Source organism: Paractinoplanes ovalisporus, assembly GCF_016834655.1.
GTDB classification, from domain to species: domain Bacteria; phylum Actinomycetota; class Actinomycetes; order Mycobacteriales; family Micromonosporaceae; genus Actinoplanes; species Actinoplanes ovalisporus.
The window spans coordinates 638,660-657,651 of record NZ_JAENHP010000003.1; the positions used below are offsets into that span (position 1 = coordinate 638,660).

Consider the following 18,992-nt stretch of genomic DNA (forward strand, 5'->3'; position numbering starts at 1 on the left):
TTATTCACAGGGTCAATCGGTGGGTGCCGATCTTCTCGACGGCGACTGCCAACGCGGCCACGATCTTGCGATGTTCCCGTTCGCCGGAACGCACCAGCTCGAGGGCCTCGGCCACATCGCTCGAGTCGTCCATAGGTCCAACAGCTCGTTCAAGGTCCTGACGGACGCTGAGGAGCGCCTCGTGGGATGGCTTCGCCTGTTCGGCCACTGCCCGCAAACGCACTATCGTCGCCTTCAGAAAATCGTGAGACTCCGATGGACTCACGTACTCCACCCGTGATCCCGGCGCCTGGCCGGTGTCGATTGTGGCGAGCCGATAGGTGATTTCCCTGACGAGCGGGTCGCCTTGTGAACGGTAGCGCCTGACCCACCGCAGGACCTCGCGGGCGGCCTCGGCCAACTGGGCGAAGCCGTGGTCTGAGGTTCCGAAACGGTTTAGCATCGCCGCCGTGCATTGCGTGACGTCGTCCCACGCCACGTGAGGCACCAGTAGTTCTCTCAGCACTTCGGAGGCGAGCGTGGCGTCGACTCCGGGGTCGACGCTCATCGCCGCCAGCAGAAGGCCGCTGTAGCCGAGCCTGGCTTTGCGGTCCCACGGCGGAAAGTGATACGCGGCGATGCGTGCACAGTCACGGTAGGCAGCCGGCCGAATGTCTGGCGCTAGCGGATGCGCCGGCAAAAGCATGACGTCGAGCAGCGCTCCGGCGGCCGACGGATAGCGGTCCGGGAGCCAGCTGACAAACGTGCGCGTCGTGACCTCGATCTCGGAACCCAGAAGCGGCTGAAGCGAATGCTGGAACACGTCGTCCTGCGAACCGCACACGAAGTTGGCGCGCCGCTGCACCAGCCAGGCCGGTGCGCCATGCGTGAAAGCGAACCCGCCACGCTCGGCGGCGGGCCGCTTGAAGGTCCAGTGCGGGTCGAGCGGTGCCGGGACGGAAGTGCCGTAGTCCAGCGTCAGGCGAACATCGCGCTCGCCGTCCTCCGCCAACCAGTAACGCTCGACAGCCACCGACTCGACGATGCTGTCCCACTCCTCCTCCCTCAGCTGTGAATGCCACAACAGGGCTTGGGCGTGCCAGGCCTCGGCCGCCTCCCGCTCGCGGGGTGTGCAGAGATCCGAATAGGCCAGCTGGTCCGAGACGACGATCGCGAGAAGGGTCAGGTTCGCGGTGTAGGCGGCGATCCGGGACGGGATCGGCATGTGCACGGGCTGGTACGGCTTCGCGCGCTGCGGTGCCGCCGCATCCGGGCGCCATTCGTAGGGCGCGGCCGTGTAGAGGCGGCCCAGCAACGCACCCAGGTGGTTCCGATCCTCGGCGGTCAGGTCGACGGCCATGCCCTGCAGGAACGTCATGGTCGGGGTACGTACGGCCAGGACCGCGTACGAGAGGAACCGGTAGAGCCCGCCGTCGTCGACCTCGCCGAAGTGCAGCGAAGACGCCGAGTTGCGGCGGCCCGCCTCGCGCAGCAGTTCCCAGGTCAGGCGGGCCACCAGGTATTCGCCGAAGGTCGCGTGCAGGAACTCGTACGTGTGGAGTGTCGTGTCGCGCTGCTGGGCCTGGGTCCGGTGGACGAAGAAGAAGCGGCCGACCAGCAGCGCTGACTCGGCCATCGCGTCGAATGATGTCGCACCGGACGCGGGTGGCAGGATCGCCTGGAGGTCGTCCTCGAGGTCGGCGTGGGTGACCCACTGGGATGAGCGGTTGAACATCGCGAACGCCGCGATCGACAACTTTCGCAGTTCGGTGTCGATCCATGCCTCGGTTTCGCGCGATCCCAGGCGGCTGACGTGTTTACTTGCCTCCCGACGGGCGAAAGCGCGCAACAAACGCTCATACAGCTCGCCGAGACTGAGCGAACCTGTCTCGCGTTGCAGGGCGTTGCCGTCGGCGTCGTACAGCGCGAGCAGCAGGAGCAGCAACGGCTGCCCCGACAGATCCGGATAGCGGAGCACCACCTCGGACGGCAAGGGCCGCACCCCCGACGAACGGAAGTGCCGCGCATTAGCTGTGTTCCACACGTCGAGCCAGCGCCGGGCCCGCTCCTCGTCGAACGGTTCCAGGCGCAGAACGACCGTCCCGGGTGGTGTCCGGGCGCGGTCGGCCACGCTCGTGCGGGTCGTCACGATGAACGCCACCGCACGGCCCTGGTCGCGTTCGCGTTCCTGGAAACGGAGGACGTCCATCAGGTAGTTCGACTGACTGACCCCGGTCGCCTGCAGCAGCTCGTCGAAACCGTCGAGCAGGATCATCGGCAGCGCACCCTGGGCGGCCTCGGCGATGTCGCGCCAGCGTCGGTCGTCGCCGGTGGACAGGCGTACTGCGTCCTCGATCTGACCCTGAAGGTCCTTGGTGGCGTCGACCTCGCGCAGCACCACCCGGATGGGCAGAAAGTCGGCAGCGGGCAGGCGAGCGGCCAGCACCTTGGTCAGCACCGACTTGCCCGCACCGGGCTGGCCCAGCAGCAACATGGGGGCCTGGACCGCCCCGGGGGACGTGAGCCGGCCGACCAGGTAGTCGTCGAGGTCGTCGCGAATCGGTACGTCCGCCCAGACCGCCTCGTCGCTGGCCACCGAGTCGGCCGGCGCGCCCGTCACCCGGAACGGCGGTGGCACGTAAGCGTCGGCCAGCGTCGGCACGGTCATACCCTCGGGGACGTCGGTACTCTCGGTGATAGGCCGGTCGAGCGCGGCCGCGTACGCCCGGTGGAAGCTCTCGCGGACCTCTCCGGGGGTGCGGCCCGAGCTGATTTCGGCCAGGGTCGCTTCGAGGTTCTGCAGGGAGAGCCGCAGACTGCGGTGCTCACGCAGGTTGGCCCAGTGGGCAATCTCCGGGAAGTCGGCGACCAGTTCCAGCAGCATGTCGCCGTAGCGCCGCCCCGCGCGCCACCCGATGTCTTCCAGCACGGTTGTGAAGGCGTCACGCTGAGGCGGGGTCAGTGCGTCCCAGGCGGCCAGGCCCGACACGAATCGCACCACCGCCGTCGCCAGCCCACGGTGGAATTCCAGCAACTCGCCCAGATACTCGTCGTGGCTGCGGTGCGGCACGGGCAAAGCGACCGCCGTGGCCAGCACGTCGGCGGCCAGGGACTCCCCCGCGGCCGCCGGGCCGCCACCGGCCAGCGCGAGCTGCTCGGACCGGGACGGGACCAGATCACCGAACGCGAAGGGCAGCGGGGCCTCGGACAGGACCTCGAAGAACGACGCGACGACCAGGACCGTGTGTGCCGCCTCGACCTGTTGGGTGCGCCCGAGCCGGTGGCTGCCGGTGCGGCGTTGCCGGGCCCGCCCGACCAGGCCGCGCGACAGGCGTGCGAATTCGGCCCGCGCGTCGAACCAGCCCAGCAGCGCGGGAACCACGGTCACCGTGCCGCCCAGCATCAGCCCGGTGGTGACCTTGTCGAGCGCGTCGACGACGCCACCCTGGTCACCGCCGAGCAGTCGTACGGCGTCCCGATAGGTCAGGCCCTTCGCCACCGCCACCTCCGCATTTCCGGTGCCACTCGTTGTACACGGCTCAGGGACGGTGACGCACATTCGCCGTCACCGTTCGGAGGATCAGGCCCCCGGCGCGGACAGACAGAAATACACCGCGATGCGGGAACCGGCCGGCGTCGGAGTGTGCCAAATCTGTTACCAGGCATGGCGATCCCGAGCTGCCTGTCTCGACGGGGATCGAGCTTCGGTCGAAGGTCCACATTGAACTCGTGGCTTGACAGGCCTCGACCCGGCTGGAACTCTGCGTGGCGGGGCGATGACGCGAAGTTGCCGAAGGGGCGATCAGTGTCTGAAGCGGTTTGGCGGCCGCGCATCAAGCCGGAACACGGCCTGGTCCGCACGCCGCGGGGCAGCATCCGGATCGGTGGGGCGGTGCACGGCATCGCGGCCGAGGTCGAAGATGCCACCGGCGAGGTCTGGGCCCTGCTCTCCGCGGCCGACGGCACCCGCACGATCGCCGAGCTCGTCGACGGCCGGAGCGGCGTCGCCGACGCTCTCGACCAGTTCATCGACGCCGGCTATCTCGAGAACGCCGCCGCCGCCCCGCCGCCCGAGCTCACCCCGCGCGATCTCACCCGGCACGACCGCGGACGCCAGTTCTACCGCTGGATCGACCAGCGGCGCCGTGACAACTCGTGGGAGCCGCAGGCCCGGCTCAAGCGGGCCTCGGTCACCGTGCTCGGCCTGGGCGGAACGGGCGGCACCGCGGCCCTGGCCCTCGCCGCCTCGGGTGTGGGCCGGCTGCACCTGATCGACGGCGACACGGTCGAGCTGTCGAACCTCAACCGGCAGGTCCAGTTCGACGAGCGGGATGTCGGCCGGCCCAAGGCCGAGACCACCGCCGCCCGGCTGCGGCGCCTCAACGCCGACATCCTGGTCACCAGCGAGAAGGCGATCATCAGCGGGCGCGACGAGCTACGGACCGGCGGCTGCGACGTCTTCCTGCTCTGCGCCGACCAGCCGGGCGAGATCCGGGCCTGGGTGAACGAGGCCTGCCTGGCGAGCGGCACCCCGTGGGTCGACGCCGGCTACCACGGTCCGGCCGTCACCGCCTCGGCCTACACGCCGGGGCGTGGTCCCTGCTATGAGTGCGGGTGGCTCGACGAGCACGAGCGACACCGCGACGTGGTGCCGGAGAGGCCTTATTCCGTACGGCGAAACAGCTCTTCCGCTGTCACCGCGGTCTCCGCCGGCCTCTCCGGTCAGCTCGCCGCCCACCTGGTCATCGCGCTGATCACCGGTGTGCCCGCGGTCGCGGCCGGACGCCCGATCGGCATCAACCTGGCGGTCGCGGAACCCTACGAGCCGCCGCCGTTCGACCGGCATCCCGGCTGCCCGGCCTGCGGTGACAAGCCATGACCACCGTACGGCTGCATCCGCTGCACATGCGGGCCGAGCAGCGCGGCGACGAGCGCGAATGGGTGGTCGGCCGGGTCGAGACGGGCGAGTTCATCGCCGTGCCCCCGGTGGCGGCCGACGTGATCATGCTGTTGCGCGACGGCCTGAGCATCGACGAGGCGCACCGCCGGATCCGCCGCGAGCAGGACCGCGACGTGAACGTGGCCGAGTTCGTGGACAGCCTGACCGAGCTGGGTTTTGTCGAGGCCGTCGACGGCGTCCCGGTGCCCGGTCACGAACCCGCGCCGCCGACCTTCCCGCGCCTGCGGGCCCGGCACGTCCGCTGGCTCGTCAGCACGCCTTTCCTGATCGCCGTCGCCGCGCTCACGGCGGCCGCCGTCGTGGCCCTTTCGACAAGACAAGAGCTCGTTCCCTCGTACGGGGATCTGTTGTGGACGACCCGCACGACGCCCGTGCTGCTCGGGGGCATCGTCGTGGCGTGGATCCTGATCGGGCTGCACGAGGTGGGGCACCTGGCGACCGCGCGCGCCTTCGGCGTCAACGGCAAGATCAGCTTCTCGACGCAGTTGCAGTTCCTGGTCGCGCAGACCGACGTCAGCGGCATCTGGGGCGCGCCGCGACGAGCCCGCATGATCGTCTATCTGAGCGGGATGGGCGTGAACGTGGCGGCCGCGTCCACCGCGATTCTCGTACGGGTCTTCGCCACGCCCGGGAGCCTCACCGACCGGATCGCCGCCCTCGTCGTGATCACGTCGCTGTTGTCGCTGCCCGGTCAGCTGCTGATGTTCATGCGCACCGACCTGTACTTCGTGCTGCAGGACCTGACCGGCTGCCGCAACCTGTACGCCGACGGCGCCGCCTATGTGCGCCGGAAGCTGCGCCTGAGCGGGGACGACCCGATGCCACGGCTGCCGGCGCACGAACGGACCGCCGTACGGGCGTACGCGGTCGCCCTGGCGGTGGGAACGGTGTTGTGCCTGGGCGTTTTCGCGGTCGTGTCGCTGCCGTTCGTGGTGGCGGTGATCGGCCGGCTGGCCGGTTCGCTGACCGGCGACGGCGGCGCGGCCGGGCTGCTCGACGCGCTGGTGACGTTCTCGGTCAGCGCGGCCTATTGGACCTTGTGGGGCCGGGCCTGGTGGCGGCGGCACGGCGATCGTGTCCGCCGCGTCCGGCGCCGGGCGCCCCACACCGCCTGACACGGGGAGAGGAGGTGAACGGCCATGGAGAAGATCGTCATCCGCAAGCTGGACAAGGTGGAGACCACCAACCGGAGCAACCCGAGCGGTAACTGACGGTTCCGACATGGCGGCCGGCGCGAAAGCACCGGCCGCCATCCCCCGTTCTCCCGTTCGTATGCGAGGAAGCCCCCCATCATGCGTAGTCCCCGCATCACCGGCCTGCTCGAGAACAACACCGACGACACCGACCGGCTGTGGGCCGAGCTCACCGCGGCCGGGACCCCGCTGATGGAACCGTGGGGTCACGGCCGGACGCTGGTCACGTTCCTGTGGCGGGGCGAGGCGGACCGGGTCCGGGCCTGGTGGAACATCGACGTGCCGCTGACCCGCCTGCCCGGCACCGACATCTGGCACGGTTCCGAGGTGTTCCCGTCCGACCTGCGGACGATCTACGGCCTGGTGCTGGGCGACACCGAGGACCTGCCGGCCCGCCCCGACGACCGTGGACCGGCCCAGCTCGACCGGGACAACCCGCGGTCGGTGTTCTTCGAGGCCGACCCCGACGACCCCACCGACGCGAGCAGCTGGGCGTCCGTCCTGCAGCTGCCCGAGGCGCCCCGCTCGCCGTGGACGCGGCCTCACCCGGGCATCCCGGCCGGCGCCCTGACCACGGCCTGGTTCCGCCCCGATGTGCCCGTCACGGCCTATTTCCCGTACGGGATCGAGCCCGACGACCTGCCGATCCTGGTGGTGTTCGACGGCTACCTGGGTCAGACCCTGATGCGCATCCCGACCGTCCTGGACAACCTGATCGCCGAGGGCCGCATCCACCCGACCGCGGCGCTGTTCGTCCGCGGCCGTGACGAGACCCGCCTGCGCGACCTGACCCCCGGCCCCCACGTCGGCGCGTTCGCCGACGAGCTGCTGCCGTGGGCCCGCACCCGCTGGGGCATCGGTTCCCCGACCGGCGACAACGTGGCCGCCGGCCAGTCCCGGGGCGGCCTGGTCGCGGCCCACCTGGGCCTGACCCGCCCCCACCTGTTCACGGGCGTGATCGCTCAGTCCGGTTCGTTCTGGTGGCCGGCTCCCCCTGAGGGCGTTCCCCGGCAGTTGATCCGCGACGCCGCCCGCCAGGCTGTCCCCCGGGTGCGTTACTTCCTCGACGTGGGCCGTATGGAGACGATGCCCGGCCCCGACAACGCCCCGTCCCAGCTGGACACGGTCCGCGAGATGCGCGACGCCCTCCGGTCCCGCGACTGCGACGTCACCTACCTCGAATACTCCGGCGGTCACGACTACGTGAACTGGCGCCACAACTTCCCTGAGGCCCTGATCGCCGTGACCCGGTGAATCGCTCCGGTGATGAGTTTCCGCGCGCACGCCCGTCTTACCTAGGACGGAACCACGACGACGCGTGAGGATCACATGATGAGCGCACTGGGCACGGTCGACGAGCCGGCCTTCTCCGGGTTGGCCGAGCGGCACCGGCGCGAATTGCACGTGCACTGCTACCGGATGCTCGGTTCGTTCGAGGATGCCGAGGACGCCGTGCAGGAGACGTTCCTGCGGGCCTGGCGGCGCCGGGAGACCGTTGAGGGCCGCTCGTCGTTCCGGGCCTGGCTGTACCGGATCGCCACCAACGCCTGCCTGGACCGGCTGGCCAAGGTCCGTCCCGACCCGGCCGTCGGCGGCGAGGTGCTGTGGTTGCAGCCCTACCCCGACCGGCTGCTCGACGAGCTGCCCGCCGCCGGCGCCGACGAGCCGGAGACGGTCGCCGTGGCCCGCGAGACGATCGAGCTGGCCTACCTGGTCGCCGTCCAGCACCTGGCGCCGCGCCCGCGGGCCGTGCTGATCCTGCGCGACGTGCTCGGCTGGCGCGCCAAGGACGTGGCCGAGCTGCTGGGTGACTCGGTCAACTCGGTGAACAGCGCGCTGCAGCGGGCCCGCGCCGGCATGCGGGAGCATCTGCCCGCCGAGCGGCAGGACTGGACCGGCGCCGAGGAGGACGCCGGAACTCGCGACCTGGTGCGCCGCTTCACCGAGGCGAGCGTGGCCTCGGACATCCCCGCCCTGGCGGCCATGCTCCGCGAGGATGTCCGCTGCTCGATGCCGCCCACGCCCGGCCTGTTCCTCGGCCGCGACGCCGTGGTGAAGGACTGGCGCGAGAGCGGCTTCGATGCGATGACGGGCCTGCGCGCGCTGCCCACCGCGGTCAACCGCCAGCCCGCTCTGGCGTTCTACCACTGGCGCAAACGCGAGGGCGTCTACCTTCCGCTGACCCTGGACGTTCTGCGCATCACCGGTGGCGCCATCACCGAGATCACCACTTTCCACGCCGACCGTTTCGCCGGCCTGGACCTGCCGGAGAGCCTCGCACCGACCGGCACCGAGTAGCCACCCCACGAACTCCCACAACGAACCGGCCGGCCGCGCATGCCCGCCGGCCGGTCGACGCACCCTGGAGGAGATCCATGACCAGCACACCTGACACCGACATCGTCGCCCGCCCGGCCTCGCGCCGATATGGCGGCCTGGCGCTCACCGGTCTGGCGTCCGCGCTGGGTGCGGCGGTCGCCACCGCCCTCGCCGCCGCGCCGGCCGGTGCCCTCGGCGTCACTTTTGAGATCCCGGACGGCGGCGAGACCATCCCGGTGGCCGGCTTCGCCGTGGTGACCGCCTTCTTCTCGGTCGTGGGCGTCGTCATCGCGGCGGCCCTGCTCCGGTGGAGCGCGCGCCCCGCCGACCGGTTCCTCTGGACCGCGACGGCGTTGACCGCGCTCTCGCTGATCCCGCCGTTCCTGGCCGGGGCCGCCCCGGCCACCGTCGCCACGCTGATCGCCCTGCATCTGGTCGCCGCCGCCGTGATGATCCCCGCGCTGACCCGGGCCCTGCGCTCCCGCTCGGCCTGAGCCCGTCTACCCGACCGGCAACAAACCGGACCGCTTCCACAGGAGCTTCCCCGGCCCGTCGATCAGATCGAGATCGCCGAGAAAGGCGACCACCCGCTCCCCCGCCCAGCGAAGTGTCTCCCGAAAATGCGGGTTCTCCCGGGCCGCCCGCCACCCGTCGGCCGGCGCCACCCCGACCGACTTGTAGACCGCCGGGTGGATCAGCCGGGTCCCGCACAGATAGGCCGCCCGCCCGATGACCAGCTTGTCGAACATCAGCCGCCGGGAGCCGGCCGCCCGCACCTGACGGGCCAGCTCCTCGCGGGCATAGCGCACATGCCGGGCTTCCTCGACGACGTGGATCCGCGAGACCATGCGCACCAACGGCTGCACCTCGGACGACCCCATGGCCTCCCGCTGCAACGTATCCAGGATCTCCTCGCAGATCAGGATGGCCGCGAACATCCGCGGGCCGGTGGCGGTGGCCCCGATCCACTTGCCCAGGAAGGCGTTGACCCCCGCGGGCCGGTAGACCGGCGTGGACAGCTTGTCGATCATCTTGCCGAACATGACCGAGTGGCGGCATTCGTCGGCCACCTCGGTCAGCCCGTACTGGGCGTGGGCGGTCGTGGGGTCCTGACCGTAGTAGGACCGGATCAGCAACTGCATGAGGATCGTCTCGAACCAGATGCCCAGCCCGGCGATGCTGGCCGCCTCGTGCCGGGTCAACGTGATCCGCTGCTGCTCCGACAGCCCCGCCCAGATGGCCGTGCCATAGAGCGACGACCGCTGCGGGGGCACGTAGTAGAGGTCGGGGGCCAGGGGCGCATCCCAGTCGATCTCGACCGACGGGTCGTACGAGTGGGACGCGGACGCCCCCAGAAGGCGTTGAGCGGTGTGGTCGCGATCGGTCACGGAGCCTCCCAGGCTTGACGTTACCGGCGGTAACAGTTACTTCTAGTACTGTGAAGCCGGACGAGGAACCCGTCAATACCGATGGCCGCCGCGGGCGTTGGGCCGGCCATCGTGAGCAGCGCCGATCCGAACTCACGGAGGCCGCGATCGACGCCATCCGGCAGCTCGGCCCCGAGGTCGGCATGGATGCGATCGCCGCCCACGCCAAGGTCAGCAAGCCGGTCCTCTACCGCTATTTCGCCGACAAGTCGGAGCTGTGGCTGGCGGTCGGGCAGCGCTCGGGCGCCATGGTGCTCGACGCGATCGTCCCGGCCGTGGCCGCCGTACGGGAGGAACGCGACGCGATCGGGGCCGCGATCGACGCCTACCTCGCCCACATCGCCGCCGACCCGAACCTCTACCAGTTCGTCGTGCACCAGCCCGACATCGCCCGGCATCGCGACGTGGTGGCCGACGTGGTCGACACGGTCGCCAGCGGCCTGGCCCGCATCTTCGGTGACCGGCTGCGGGCGCGGGGGCTCGACTCCGGGGCCGCGCTGCCCTGGGCGTACGGAGTCGTGGGTTATGTGCAGACGGTCGGCGACTGGTGGTTGCGGCAACAGCAGCCGATCAGCCGGGAGGCCCTCGGCGACTATCTGACCACGTTCCTGTGGGGCGGCGTCGCGGGTATCCAGCACGCGGCCGACATCCCCGGCGGCCTGGCCGCCTTCAGACGGGAGGCAGCAGAGTGAACGACGAGGAGTACCGCGGGCCGGCGACGATCAGGATCGGCGAGCACCGGCACGCCGTCCAGATCCGCATGTCGGCCCGCTTCGAGCCGATCGAGGGGCGTTTCCGCTGGGCCGGCCGCACCGGTCCCGACCCGTCCCTGCACGAGCAGGTGACCCGGGGGCTCCGGGAGGCCGAGCTGGCCGTCACGAGCGACGCCCGGGTCCGGCTGAGCGAACCCGACCCCTGGGGCGGCGTACGCCTGGACGGAACCGGCACCCCGCCGTGGTTCCGATGACGACCAGCCACCACGACGTCCTCATCATCGGCGCCGGCCTGAGCGGGATCGGTGCGGCCTGGCGCCTGCAGGAGGCGTTCCCGGCCAAGACGTACGCGATCCTGGAATCCCGCGACGCGATCGGCGGCACCTGGGACCTGTTCCGCTATCCCGGCGTGCGCTCGGACTCCGACATGTTCACGCTCAGCTACCCGTTCCGGCCGTGGGTCGACACGCAGTCGCTCGCGTCCGGCGAGAAGATCCGCCAGTACATCCAGGACACCGCCGACGAGGGCGGCATCACCGCGCACATCCGCTTCGGCGCCAAGGTGGTCGCCGCCGACTGGTCGACGCCCGACTCGCGCTGGACCGTCCGGCTGGCCGACGGCACGACCATGACCTGCGACTTCCTGTACGCCTGCGCGGGCTATTACTCGTACGAGGGCGGCTATCAGCCCGACTTCCCGGGCGCCGCCGATTTCCGGGGCCGCCTGGTCCACCCGCAGTCGTGGCCGGCCGACCTGGACCACCGGGGCAAGCGCGTCGTCGTGATCGGCAGCGGCGCCACCGCCGTGACCCTGGTGCCCGCGATGGCCCCGGACGCCGCCCACGTGACCATGCTGCAGCGCTCCCCCAGCTATCTGACCGCGCTGCCCCCACGCGACGTGGTCGCCGCCGCCCTGCGCCGCGCGCTGCCCCCGAAGGCCGCCAGCGCCGCCGCCCGCACCAAGAACGTGCTGCTCACCCAGACCTTCTACCAGCTCGCCCGGCGCCGCCCGGAACGCATCCGCCGGTTCCTGCGCCGGATGGCGGTCCGTGGCATCGGTGACGCCGAGTATGTGGACAAGCATTTCCGGCCCTCGTACGACCCGTGGGACCAGCGGCTCTGCGTGATCCCCGGCGGTGACCTGTGGGCCGAGATCCGCTCCGGGCGGGCCTCGGTGGTGACCGACCACATCGACCGGTTCGTGCCCGAAGGCATCCGCCTGGCCGGTGGCGACGTGCTGGAGGCCGACATCGTGGTCTCGGCGACCGGTCTGCGGCTCGTCCCGATCGGCGGCGTGCGGGTGTCGGTCGACGGCGAGCCCGTCCGCATCGGTGAGAAGGCCGCCTACCGCGGGCTCATGCTCAGCGGCGTACCGAATCTGGCCTACTGCATCGGCTATGTGAACGCCTCGTGGACGCTGCGCGCCGACCTCTCCCACCGGTACGTGGTGCGGCTGCTGCGCCACATGGACCGCCACCGGCTCGCGGTCGCCACGCCGGGCACCCCGGACGGCACCGGACGACCCCTGCTCGACCTGTCGTCGGGTTACGTGCAGCGGGCGCTCGACATCTTCCCGCGGCAGGGCGACAAGGCGCCGTGGATCGTACGGCAGAACTACCTGCGGGACGTGTTCACCACTCCCCGGGCCGACGTCACCCGCGACATGACCTTCGAGGAGGCCCGTTCATGATTCCCGCCTACCCGTTCGCCGGCCGGACCGCCGTGCTGACCGGCGCGGCCAGCGGCATCGGCGAACAGCTCGCTTACGGGCTGGCCGTGCGCGGCAGCCATCTGGTGCTGGTCGACGTCGACGCCACGCGTCTGAGCCCGGTCGCGGACCGGATCCGGGCTGCGCATCCGGCCCTCGACGTCACCCCGATCGTCGCCGACCTGGCCGACCGCGCCCAGGTCGACGGGGTCGCGACCCAGGTGCTCGCGGATCATCCGGCGATCGGCCTGCTGATCAACAACGCCGGGATCGCGCTGGGCGGCCGGTTCGACCAGGTGACGGTCGACGAGTTCGAGGCCGTCATGAACGTGAACTTCCGCGCCCCGATGCTGCTGACGCACGCGCTGCTGCCGGCGCTGACGGCCACCCCGGGCGGCCACCTGGTCAACATGTCGAGCCTGTTCGGGCTGATTTCCCCGTACGGCCAGAGCGCCTACTCGGCCTCGAAGTTCGCGCTGCGCGGGCTGAGCCAGGTGCTGCGGGCCGAACTCGCCGAGAACGGAGTCGGGGTGACGACCGTGCATCCCGGCGGCATCCGGACGCGGATCGCGGAGAGCGCACGGGTCGGCAGCGGCGTGCCCGCCTCGGACATCGAACCGCACAAGCGGCTGTTCGCGGCGTTGCTGACATTCCCGCCCGAGAAGGCGGCGCAGCAGATCCTGGACGCGGTCGCCCGCCGTAAGGCCCGGCTGCTGATCGCGAGCAGCGCCAAGATCCCCGACCTGCTGGCCCGGGTGGCGCCGGTCTCGCACGACCGGATTTTGCAGGCGCTGACGAACGCGGTGGGCGGCCGTTCCCGCAGCTCTGCTTCCCGCGCCTCGGCCGCCCGTGGCTCCGCTTCCCGCAGCTCTGCTTCCCGCGCCTCGGCCGCCCGTGGCTCCGCTTCCCGTGACTCGGCCTCCCGCGGCTCCGCTTCCCGTGACTCGGCTTCCCGCGGCTCCGCTTCCCGTGACTCCGTTTCCCGGGGCGAGGCGCGACCGGGTGAGGCGCCGTGGTGAGCTGGGCCGAAGTCGGTGGCCGGCGCCTCCGCTACGAGGTCAGCGGCCCCGAGGAGGCGCCACCGATCGTCATGCTGCACGGCATCGGCCGGAGCCTGGAGGACTGGGAACCGCAGCGCCCCCTCCTCTCCGGCGACCACCGCGTGATCACCCTGGACATGCCCGGCTTCGGCCTCTCCGAGCGGCTACCCGCGCCCGTCAGCCTGGCCGGCCTGGCCGACGCGGTGTGGGCGGCGCTCGACCGGCTGGGCGTGGACCGCCCGGTGCATCTGATGGGCAACTCGCTCGGCGGTGCCGTGTCGATGCGGATGGTCGCCGACCACCCCGACCGCGTGTCCACGCTGACCCTGGCCAACAGCGCCGGCTTCGGCCCGGAGGTCACGTTCGCGCTGCGGATCCTGGCCGTCCCGCTGCTGGGACGTTCCCTGCTGCGCCGCATCGACCCCCGCTCGGCCCGGCGGATCGAGCGGTCCATCTTCTTCGACCGCGCCCACGTCACCGACGAGCGCGTCGCCATGGCCGTCCGGATCGGCCGGCAACCCGACTTCGCCGCGGTCTATCTGGAAACGGCTCGCGCGCTGGGCGGCTTCCGGGGAGTGGCTGCCGGTTGGCGTGGCGAGCTGCTGCCCCGGGTGGCCGCCGCCCGCAGACCCACCATGATCGTGTGGGGCGAACGCGACCTGATCCTCCCGGCGACACATCTGGCGGCGGCGCGCACCCTTCTCCCGTACGCGCAAACGCATCTCTTCCCCGACACCGGTCACATGCCCCAGCTCGAGCGCCCCGGCGAGTTCGCCGCCCTGGTCCGCCCGCTGCTGGCCGGGGTCACCGCCGGTTAGGTTCCAGCCCCGGCTTCTCCATGACCACCAGCACCAGATCCGCCTCCGCGCGGGTGGTGTGTTCCTCACCCGCCCGCCAGAACACCGCCTGCCCCGCACCGACCGGCTGCCACCGCTCATCGCCGCCGCACACCGTCCCGTGCCCCGCCGCCACAAACATGATCTGCTCGACCGGCGCCGGGTGCCGTCCGATCTCCCCGCCCGCCGCCACCCGCAGCACGGTGACCGCCAGTTCGTCCGCCCTGACCACGGCCTTGGCCGTCAGACCCCGGCTCCCGTACGCCTCGACGGACCGTCCCACCTCGGGCCCGAAGTCCACAATCTCCACCGTCGACCGCCCCTCATCCTCGCTGCGGCAAGACCCCGGCCGCGGCCTCCCGCAACGCGCCCAGAACCGCGACGACGGCCGGCGCCTCGGCCGCCGTGGCCCGGGTGGCGGTGAAGATCGTCCGCTGCAGACGTTCCTCCCGCAAGGGCCGGGCCCGGATCTGCGGCAACGCCGTGGTCACCAGCGCCGGCAGCAGGGCCACGGCCTTCCCCGAGGCGACGAGCGCCCCCAGGATGAGCCCGTCGTCGCTGCGGTGCTGGACGCGCGGTTCGAACCCACCGAGGCGGTTGCACACGTTACGCAGCACGGAATCCAGCGATGTCCCGCGGTTCCCGGTGGCCCACGCGACCTCCTCGAAGGCGGCCAGCGGCGCCGAGGCGAGCGGGTGCTCCGGATGCACGGCGATCAGCACGTCCTCGCGCACCAGGTCGTGCCGGGTGATGTCACGCTGCCGGGCGACCGGCACCGGGTCGTACTCGATGCCGACGACCAGATCGACCGCCCGCGCCCGCAGATCCTCCAGGGCCGGCGCGGTCTCCCGCTGATAGACCTCGACCTGCAGCTCCGGCGCGGTGACGGCGAGCCGTTCCAGGGTCACGGGCAGAAGCGCGAGGGCCGGTGTCTGCACCATCCCCAGACGCAGCCGCCCGCGCGGCGTATCGCTGACGGCGGCCAGCTCGGCCCGGACCGACTCGTCGGCCGCGATCGCCTCCGCCGCGTACGCCGCCAGCCGGACGCCGGCCGGAGTGAGCTCGACGTTGCGTCCCACGCGGCGCAGCAGCTTCACCCCCGCCTCCCGCTCGAGCTGGGCCAACTGCACCGACACGCTCGACGGGCTGTAGGAAAGCGCCTCCGCGACCGCGGCCACCGTGCCGAGCCGGGCCAGCTGATCGAACAGCCGAAGACGACGGAGCTCCATCGTTCGGATTCTTCCACGGTTTCACGTCGAAAACGTGCGCTGGTCCCGAACGGTTTCCTCCGACACCGTGGAGGACATGCTCCTGGTTCCCCTACTCATCGCCCCCGCCGTGATGGTGGCGGTCGCGTTCGTCGAACGACGGCTGGGCCCGTCCGCGGCCGGTTGGACGGCCGCCCTGCCGGTCTCGCTCGCCGTCTCCGTCGTGGCCGTAGCCGTAGACATGACTCCACAGGCGGCCGCCTCGCTCGCCCTGAGCGCGGCCACCCACGTGCCGGCGCAGGTAGCTTTCGCGGTGGTCTCCGCCCACGTCCTGCGCCGCCGAGGCTTGACTTCCGGCCTGAACGCAGGCGCCCTGGCCTACGTCGCCGGCTCGTTCCTGCCCGGCCCGGTGGCCTTGGCGCTCGCGGTCGTGGCACTCGTGGCCGGCCCGCGGCTGATGCCCACCGCCCGGCCGCTGCGGCCCGCGCCCCGGCACTGGTCGTCCACCGTCCTGACCTGCCTGAGCGCAACCGCGATGGTCGGCACGGTGATGCTGTGCGCCCGGCTCGCCGATCCCATTTTCGCCGGCGGGGTAGCCGCATTCCCCACCATGTGCGCCACGGTGACCGTGGTCGCCGTGACCCGGGACGGCCCCGCCGCCGGAGCGCAGACCTTGACCGGCCTCGTCCGCAGCCTGCCCTGCTACCTGGCCTTCTGCCTGGTCGTCGCCCTCTCCGCCCCGCTGACCGGCGTAGCTTCCGCCGGCCTCGGCCTGCTCGCCGCCCTGGGCGCGGCCGCCGTCACTTGGAGGTTCGTCCCGAAGGCCGCCCCCGCCCCGTTCGTCTCTCACGCGGAGGCATTGGGGTGACCGAGAGCCGCCCCCAACACCGCTCGGTCCTCACACGGAGGAACCGGGGGTGTCAGAGCCAGGGCCGCAGATCAACTATCTTGGAAGCAGCCACCGCCTCCCCCACCCACCTCAGGGGCTTCGGGATCAACTTTACGCTCTGTCAAGTCTCGGCCACGCCTCTGTCCACAGGCGGGCGTGGTCGCTTCGCGGGGTTGTCCACACCTCGGAGGATTGATGGCGGCGTGTCACACAAGTCAGCGCACGGCCTCGGCCACGGACGGGTGGAACAGCATCGTGACGTGGTTGGCCGGGATGCGTTCGGCGGTCAGGCGTGGCAGCTGGGTACGGCCGATCTTCAGGCCGCGGTCACTGATGAACGGCTTGGCCGCGTCGTCGCCGTCGTGTTCGGCCAGGATCACGTGGACGGGCACGTCGAGAGCGGCCAGCAAGGGCAACGTCGGGCGCCCGGCCAGGGTGTCGACCGCGTCGTCGATCAGGCGGGGCCGGTCGACCCGGGGACGGCCGGACGAGTCGAGCAGGTAGCCGGCCCACTGTTCCAGCCGCGGGCGCAGGTCGGGACGCAGCGCGATCGCGCGACCCTCGACCTGGTCGACGAAGGTGCCGGCGTCGGGGACGGTGCGGGTCAGCGGGCGGGTCCACAGCGTCCACAGTGCGCGCACCACGGGCCGTTTTGTGGTCCAGCGGGGCTCGGGCAGCACGCCGCCGTCGAGCAGGACCAGCTTCCGTACGCGGTCGGCCAGCTTGGCGGCGACCAGGGGCGCCAGGTAGCCGCCCATCGAGTGCCCGACCAGCACGACGTCGTCGAGGCCGCACTCGTCGGCGACGCGCACCACCTCGGCCGCGTGACCGGCCAGGCCCGGCGCGGCCCGGGTGGTCAGCGACCCGCCCCGGCCGGGCAGGTCGGGTGCGATCACCCGGGTGCCGGGCAGCGACTCGGCCAGCGCCCGCCACACCTCGGACGTGTTGGTCAGCCCGTGCAGCGCGAGGACGGCCGGCCCGGATGCCCCGGCGTTCCACTCCGCACACGTCAGACCGGCGATGTCACGGCGTTCAGGCTGGGTCACGCGGTGACCCTACTTCCCGTACGCCGCCCGTGGGTTTCCCGGAGCCGTCTTTTCCGGACGCCGACCGTCCGGATTGGCCCCTATGGTGAGGCGATGACCGACATTCCCTGGGAGCCGCCGTTCGCCGGCACCGAGAGCGAGCAACTGCTGGGTGCGCTGGAGCGGATGCGTACGACGTTCCGGTTCAAGGCCGACGGCCTCGACGCCGACGGACTGAACGCGCGGATCGGCGCCTCCGCGCTGACCCTCGGCGGCCTGCTCAAGCATCTGGCGATGGCCGAGGACTTCACGATCGGCGTCAAGTTCGGCGGCGAGACCGTCGAGTCGTACACCTTCGAGCCGTGGCGGTCGCGTCCGGCCGAGGCCGACAACGACTGGGACTTCAGCAGCGCCGCCGGCGACAAACCGTCCGACCTGTACGAGTGGTACGACGACTCGGTGGAGCGGGCAAGGGCCCGGCTCGAGGCCGCGGTGGCCGCGGGCGGGCTCGACCAGCCCTCGGCCTCGGTGTTCCCGGACGGCATCCGGCCCAACCTGCGCCGGTTCGTCTGCGACATGCTCGAGGAGTACGGCCGGCACACCGGTCACGCCGACCTGCTGCGCGAGGCCGTCGACGGCCGGACCGGCGAGGACCCTCCGGCGGGATGGCAACCCGTGTCGGGCCGTTTCAGGCTGCCCCGCCCACGGTGAGGCGCACGGTCACGGTGTCGCCGACCTCGAGGCCTTCGCCGCGACGGACAACCGTCTTGATCGGCACGATGTAGCGCCCGTCCTTGGGCCAGAGCGACGTGGTCCAGTCGGTGCGGCCGATCCGGGCGTTCACCGGGATCATGCCCCACCCATAGCTGACCAGCGAGGACGCGGCTTCCAGCTCGCCGCACTGCTCGTCCGGCACGGTGACGAAGTGCCACGGCGCCGGCCCCCGCCAGAACCAGATCTCCCCCGTGAACTCCATTTCCATAGCCGACACCCTAGACGTGTAAACCCCGCTCAACGGGGTATGCGTGCCCGGCCTTGCAAGGAGAAGGACGGGGTAGAGAGTGCCGAAGATCGTTGATCACGAGAGGCGCCGCGCGGAAATCGTGGCCGCCTTTCTGACCGTCGTGGAGCGCGAAGGCCTGGCCGGCGCCGGCAGCCGCGCCATCGCGGCCGAGCTCGGGGTGGGTGCGGGTGCGCTCTGGCACTACTTCGACAGCCTCGACTCGGTGGTCTCGGCCGCCTACCAGCGCATCCTCGAGGGCGTGGACGGGCGGATCGCCACCGCCGCCCACGGGCTCCGGGGTCTGACCGCGGTCGACGCCATGCTCCGCGAGATCCTGCCGCTGAGCGCGCAGGCCAGCGACGAGGCCCAGGTGATCGTCGGCTTCTGGGGCCGGCTCGCGGTGAGCCGCCGGCCCGAGGTCGCCGCCACCGACGCGATCGCCCGGTGGGGCGACCGGGTCAGCCGGCATCTCTCCGAAGCCGTCGAGGACGGCGAGCTGCGCTCCGACGTGCCGACCAGCAGCCTGGCCGACGTCCTGCTCTCGCTCGCGATCGGCCAGCAGGTGCACTCGGTGCTGGGCGCGCCCGCGGCCGGGCCGGAGCGGCAGCTCGCCCTGATCGACCACTGCCTCCAGCCGTGGCGCAACCATCAGGTCAGGGTGATGCAGAACGGGTGGCCGGAGGGTCGCTAGC

General features: G+C 71.3%; 19 protein-coding genes. 13 read left to right on the plus strand and 6 right to left on the minus strand.

Going from position 1 to position 18,992, the window contains the following annotated elements; translation table 11 throughout:
- Window positions 1–4: 4 nt before the first annotated feature.
- Window positions 5–3,478, minus strand: coding sequence for an NACHT domain-containing protein (locus JIG36_RS13210; protein WP_203376399.1), 3,474 nt, complete (start codon window positions 3,476–3,478; stop codon window positions 5–7).
- Between the two features lie 306 nt (window positions 3,479–3,784).
- Here JIG36_RS13210 and JIG36_RS13215 point away from each other — a divergent pair, with 306 nt between their 5' ends.
- The 5 genes from JIG36_RS13215 (at window position 3,785) to JIG36_RS13235 (ending at window position 8,945) form a co-directional block, all read left to right on the plus strand.
- On the plus strand, window positions 3,785–4,858 hold the full coding sequence (locus tag JIG36_RS13215; protein WP_203376400.1) for a HesA/MoeB/ThiF family protein: 1,074 nt from the start codon (window positions 3,785–3,787) through the stop codon (window positions 4,856–4,858).
- Window positions 4,855–6,054 carry a zinc metalloprotease gene (locus JIG36_RS13220; protein ID WP_203376401.1) on the plus strand — a complete coding sequence of 400 codons (1,200 nt, stop codon included), beginning with the start codon at window positions 4,855–4,857 and terminating at the stop codon, window positions 6,052–6,054. Before JIG36_RS13215 ends, JIG36_RS13220 begins: the two co-directional genes overlap by 4 nt.
- A 177-nt stretch (window positions 6,055–6,231) precedes the next feature.
- A complete protein-coding gene (locus JIG36_RS13225) occupies window positions 6,232–7,386 on the plus strand; it encodes an alpha/beta hydrolase-fold protein (protein ID WP_203376402.1) in 1,155 nt (384 codons plus the stop codon).
- Window positions 7,387–7,464: 78 nt separating this feature from the next.
- On the plus strand, window positions 7,465–8,430 hold the full coding sequence (locus JIG36_RS13230; RefSeq protein ID WP_203376403.1) for an RNA polymerase subunit sigma-70: 966 nt from the start codon (window positions 7,465–7,467) through the stop codon (window positions 8,428–8,430).
- A gap of 77 nt (window positions 8,431–8,507) precedes the next feature.
- Window positions 8,508–8,945, plus strand: coding sequence for a DUF6069 family protein (locus JIG36_RS13235; protein ID WP_203376404.1), 438 nt, complete (start codon window positions 8,508–8,510; stop codon window positions 8,943–8,945).
- Window positions 8,946–8,951: 6 nt separating this feature from the next.
- Here JIG36_RS13235 and JIG36_RS13240 read toward each other — a convergent pair whose 3' ends face one another.
- Window positions 8,952–9,839, minus strand: a complete 888-nt coding sequence (locus tag JIG36_RS13240; protein ID WP_203376405.1) for an AurF N-oxygenase family protein — start codon at window positions 9,837–9,839, stop codon at window positions 8,952–8,954.
- Between the two features lie 50 nt (window positions 9,840–9,889).
- Between JIG36_RS13240 and JIG36_RS13245 the strand changes: the two genes are divergently transcribed.
- Genes JIG36_RS13245 through JIG36_RS13265 form a run of 5 tightly spaced genes read left to right on the plus strand, consistent with a single transcriptional unit; the run spans window position 9,890 to window position 14,157 of the window.
- Entirely contained in the window at window positions 9,890–10,570 is a 681-nt protein-coding gene (locus JIG36_RS13245; RefSeq protein WP_203376406.1) for a TetR/AcrR family transcriptional regulator, read from the plus strand.
- Window positions 10,567–10,845 carry a DUF4873 domain-containing protein gene (locus JIG36_RS13250; protein ID WP_203376407.1) on the plus strand — a complete coding sequence of 93 codons (279 nt, stop codon included), beginning with the start codon at window positions 10,567–10,569 and terminating at the stop codon, window positions 10,843–10,845. The genes JIG36_RS13245 and JIG36_RS13250 overlap by 4 nt, the downstream gene beginning before the upstream one ends.
- Window positions 10,842–12,281: a flavin-containing monooxygenase gene (locus JIG36_RS13255; protein WP_203376408.1), complete on the plus strand. Its 1,440-nt coding sequence runs from the start codon at window positions 10,842–10,844 to the stop codon at window positions 12,279–12,281. Before JIG36_RS13250 ends, JIG36_RS13255 begins: the two co-directional genes overlap by 4 nt.
- Window positions 12,281–13,318, plus strand: a complete 1,038-nt coding sequence (locus tag JIG36_RS13260) for an SDR family NAD(P)-dependent oxidoreductase (RefSeq protein WP_307872708.1) — start codon at window positions 12,281–12,283, stop codon at window positions 13,316–13,318. Before JIG36_RS13255 ends, JIG36_RS13260 begins: the two co-directional genes overlap by 1 nt.
- Window positions 13,315–14,157: an alpha/beta fold hydrolase gene (locus tag JIG36_RS13265; protein ID WP_307872691.1), complete on the plus strand. Its 843-nt coding sequence runs from the start codon at window positions 13,315–13,317 to the stop codon at window positions 14,155–14,157. Before JIG36_RS13260 ends, JIG36_RS13265 begins: the two co-directional genes overlap by 4 nt.
- Here JIG36_RS13265 and JIG36_RS51850 read toward each other — a convergent pair.
- Both JIG36_RS51850 and JIG36_RS13275 read right to left on the minus strand, forming a co-directional pair.
- Window positions 14,144–14,485 (minus strand): cupin domain-containing protein, encoded by a 342-nt coding sequence (locus tag JIG36_RS51850; protein WP_203376410.1) that lies wholly within the window; start codon window positions 14,483–14,485, stop codon window positions 14,144–14,146. The genes JIG36_RS13265 and JIG36_RS51850 overlap by 14 nt on opposite strands.
- A 13-nt stretch (window positions 14,486–14,498) precedes the next feature.
- Window positions 14,499–15,404 (minus strand): LysR family transcriptional regulator, encoded by a 906-nt coding sequence (locus tag JIG36_RS13275; protein WP_203376411.1) that lies wholly within the window; start codon window positions 15,402–15,404, stop codon window positions 14,499–14,501.
- 76 nt (window positions 15,405–15,480) lie between these two features.
- Here JIG36_RS13275 and JIG36_RS13280 point away from each other — a divergent pair, with 76 nt between their 5' ends.
- The gene (locus JIG36_RS13280; RefSeq protein WP_203376412.1) at window positions 15,481–16,251 is read left to right on the plus strand and encodes a hypothetical protein; all 771 of its coding nucleotides are present in this window, start codon (window positions 15,481–15,483) and stop codon (window positions 16,249–16,251) included.
- A 236-nt stretch (window positions 16,252–16,487) separates the two neighbouring features.
- On the opposite strand, the gene JIG36_RS13285 is transcribed toward JIG36_RS13280, so the two are convergent.
- Window positions 16,488–17,318 (minus strand): alpha/beta fold hydrolase, encoded by an 831-nt coding sequence (locus JIG36_RS13285; RefSeq protein ID WP_203376413.1) that lies wholly within the window; start codon window positions 17,316–17,318, stop codon window positions 16,488–16,490.
- A 93-nt stretch (window positions 17,319–17,411) separates the two neighbouring features.
- Between JIG36_RS13285 and JIG36_RS13290 the strand changes: the two genes are divergently transcribed.
- Window positions 17,412–18,008, plus strand: a complete 597-nt coding sequence (locus JIG36_RS13290; RefSeq protein WP_203376414.1) for a mycothiol transferase — start codon at window positions 17,412–17,414, stop codon at window positions 18,006–18,008.
- On the opposite strand, the gene JIG36_RS13295 is transcribed toward JIG36_RS13290, so the two are convergent.
- Window positions 17,986–18,279 (minus strand): DUF1905 domain-containing protein, encoded by a 294-nt coding sequence (locus JIG36_RS13295; protein WP_203376415.1) that lies wholly within the window; start codon window positions 18,277–18,279, stop codon window positions 17,986–17,988. The two genes, JIG36_RS13290 and JIG36_RS13295, sit on opposite strands and share 23 nt — an antisense overlap.
- Window positions 18,280–18,358: 79 nt before the next feature.
- On the opposite strand from JIG36_RS13295, the gene JIG36_RS13300 reads away from it, so the two are divergent.
- A complete protein-coding gene (locus JIG36_RS13300; RefSeq protein ID WP_203376416.1) occupies window positions 18,359–18,991 on the plus strand; it encodes a TetR/AcrR family transcriptional regulator in 633 nt (210 codons plus the stop codon).
- Window position 18,992: the final 1 nt, after the last annotated feature.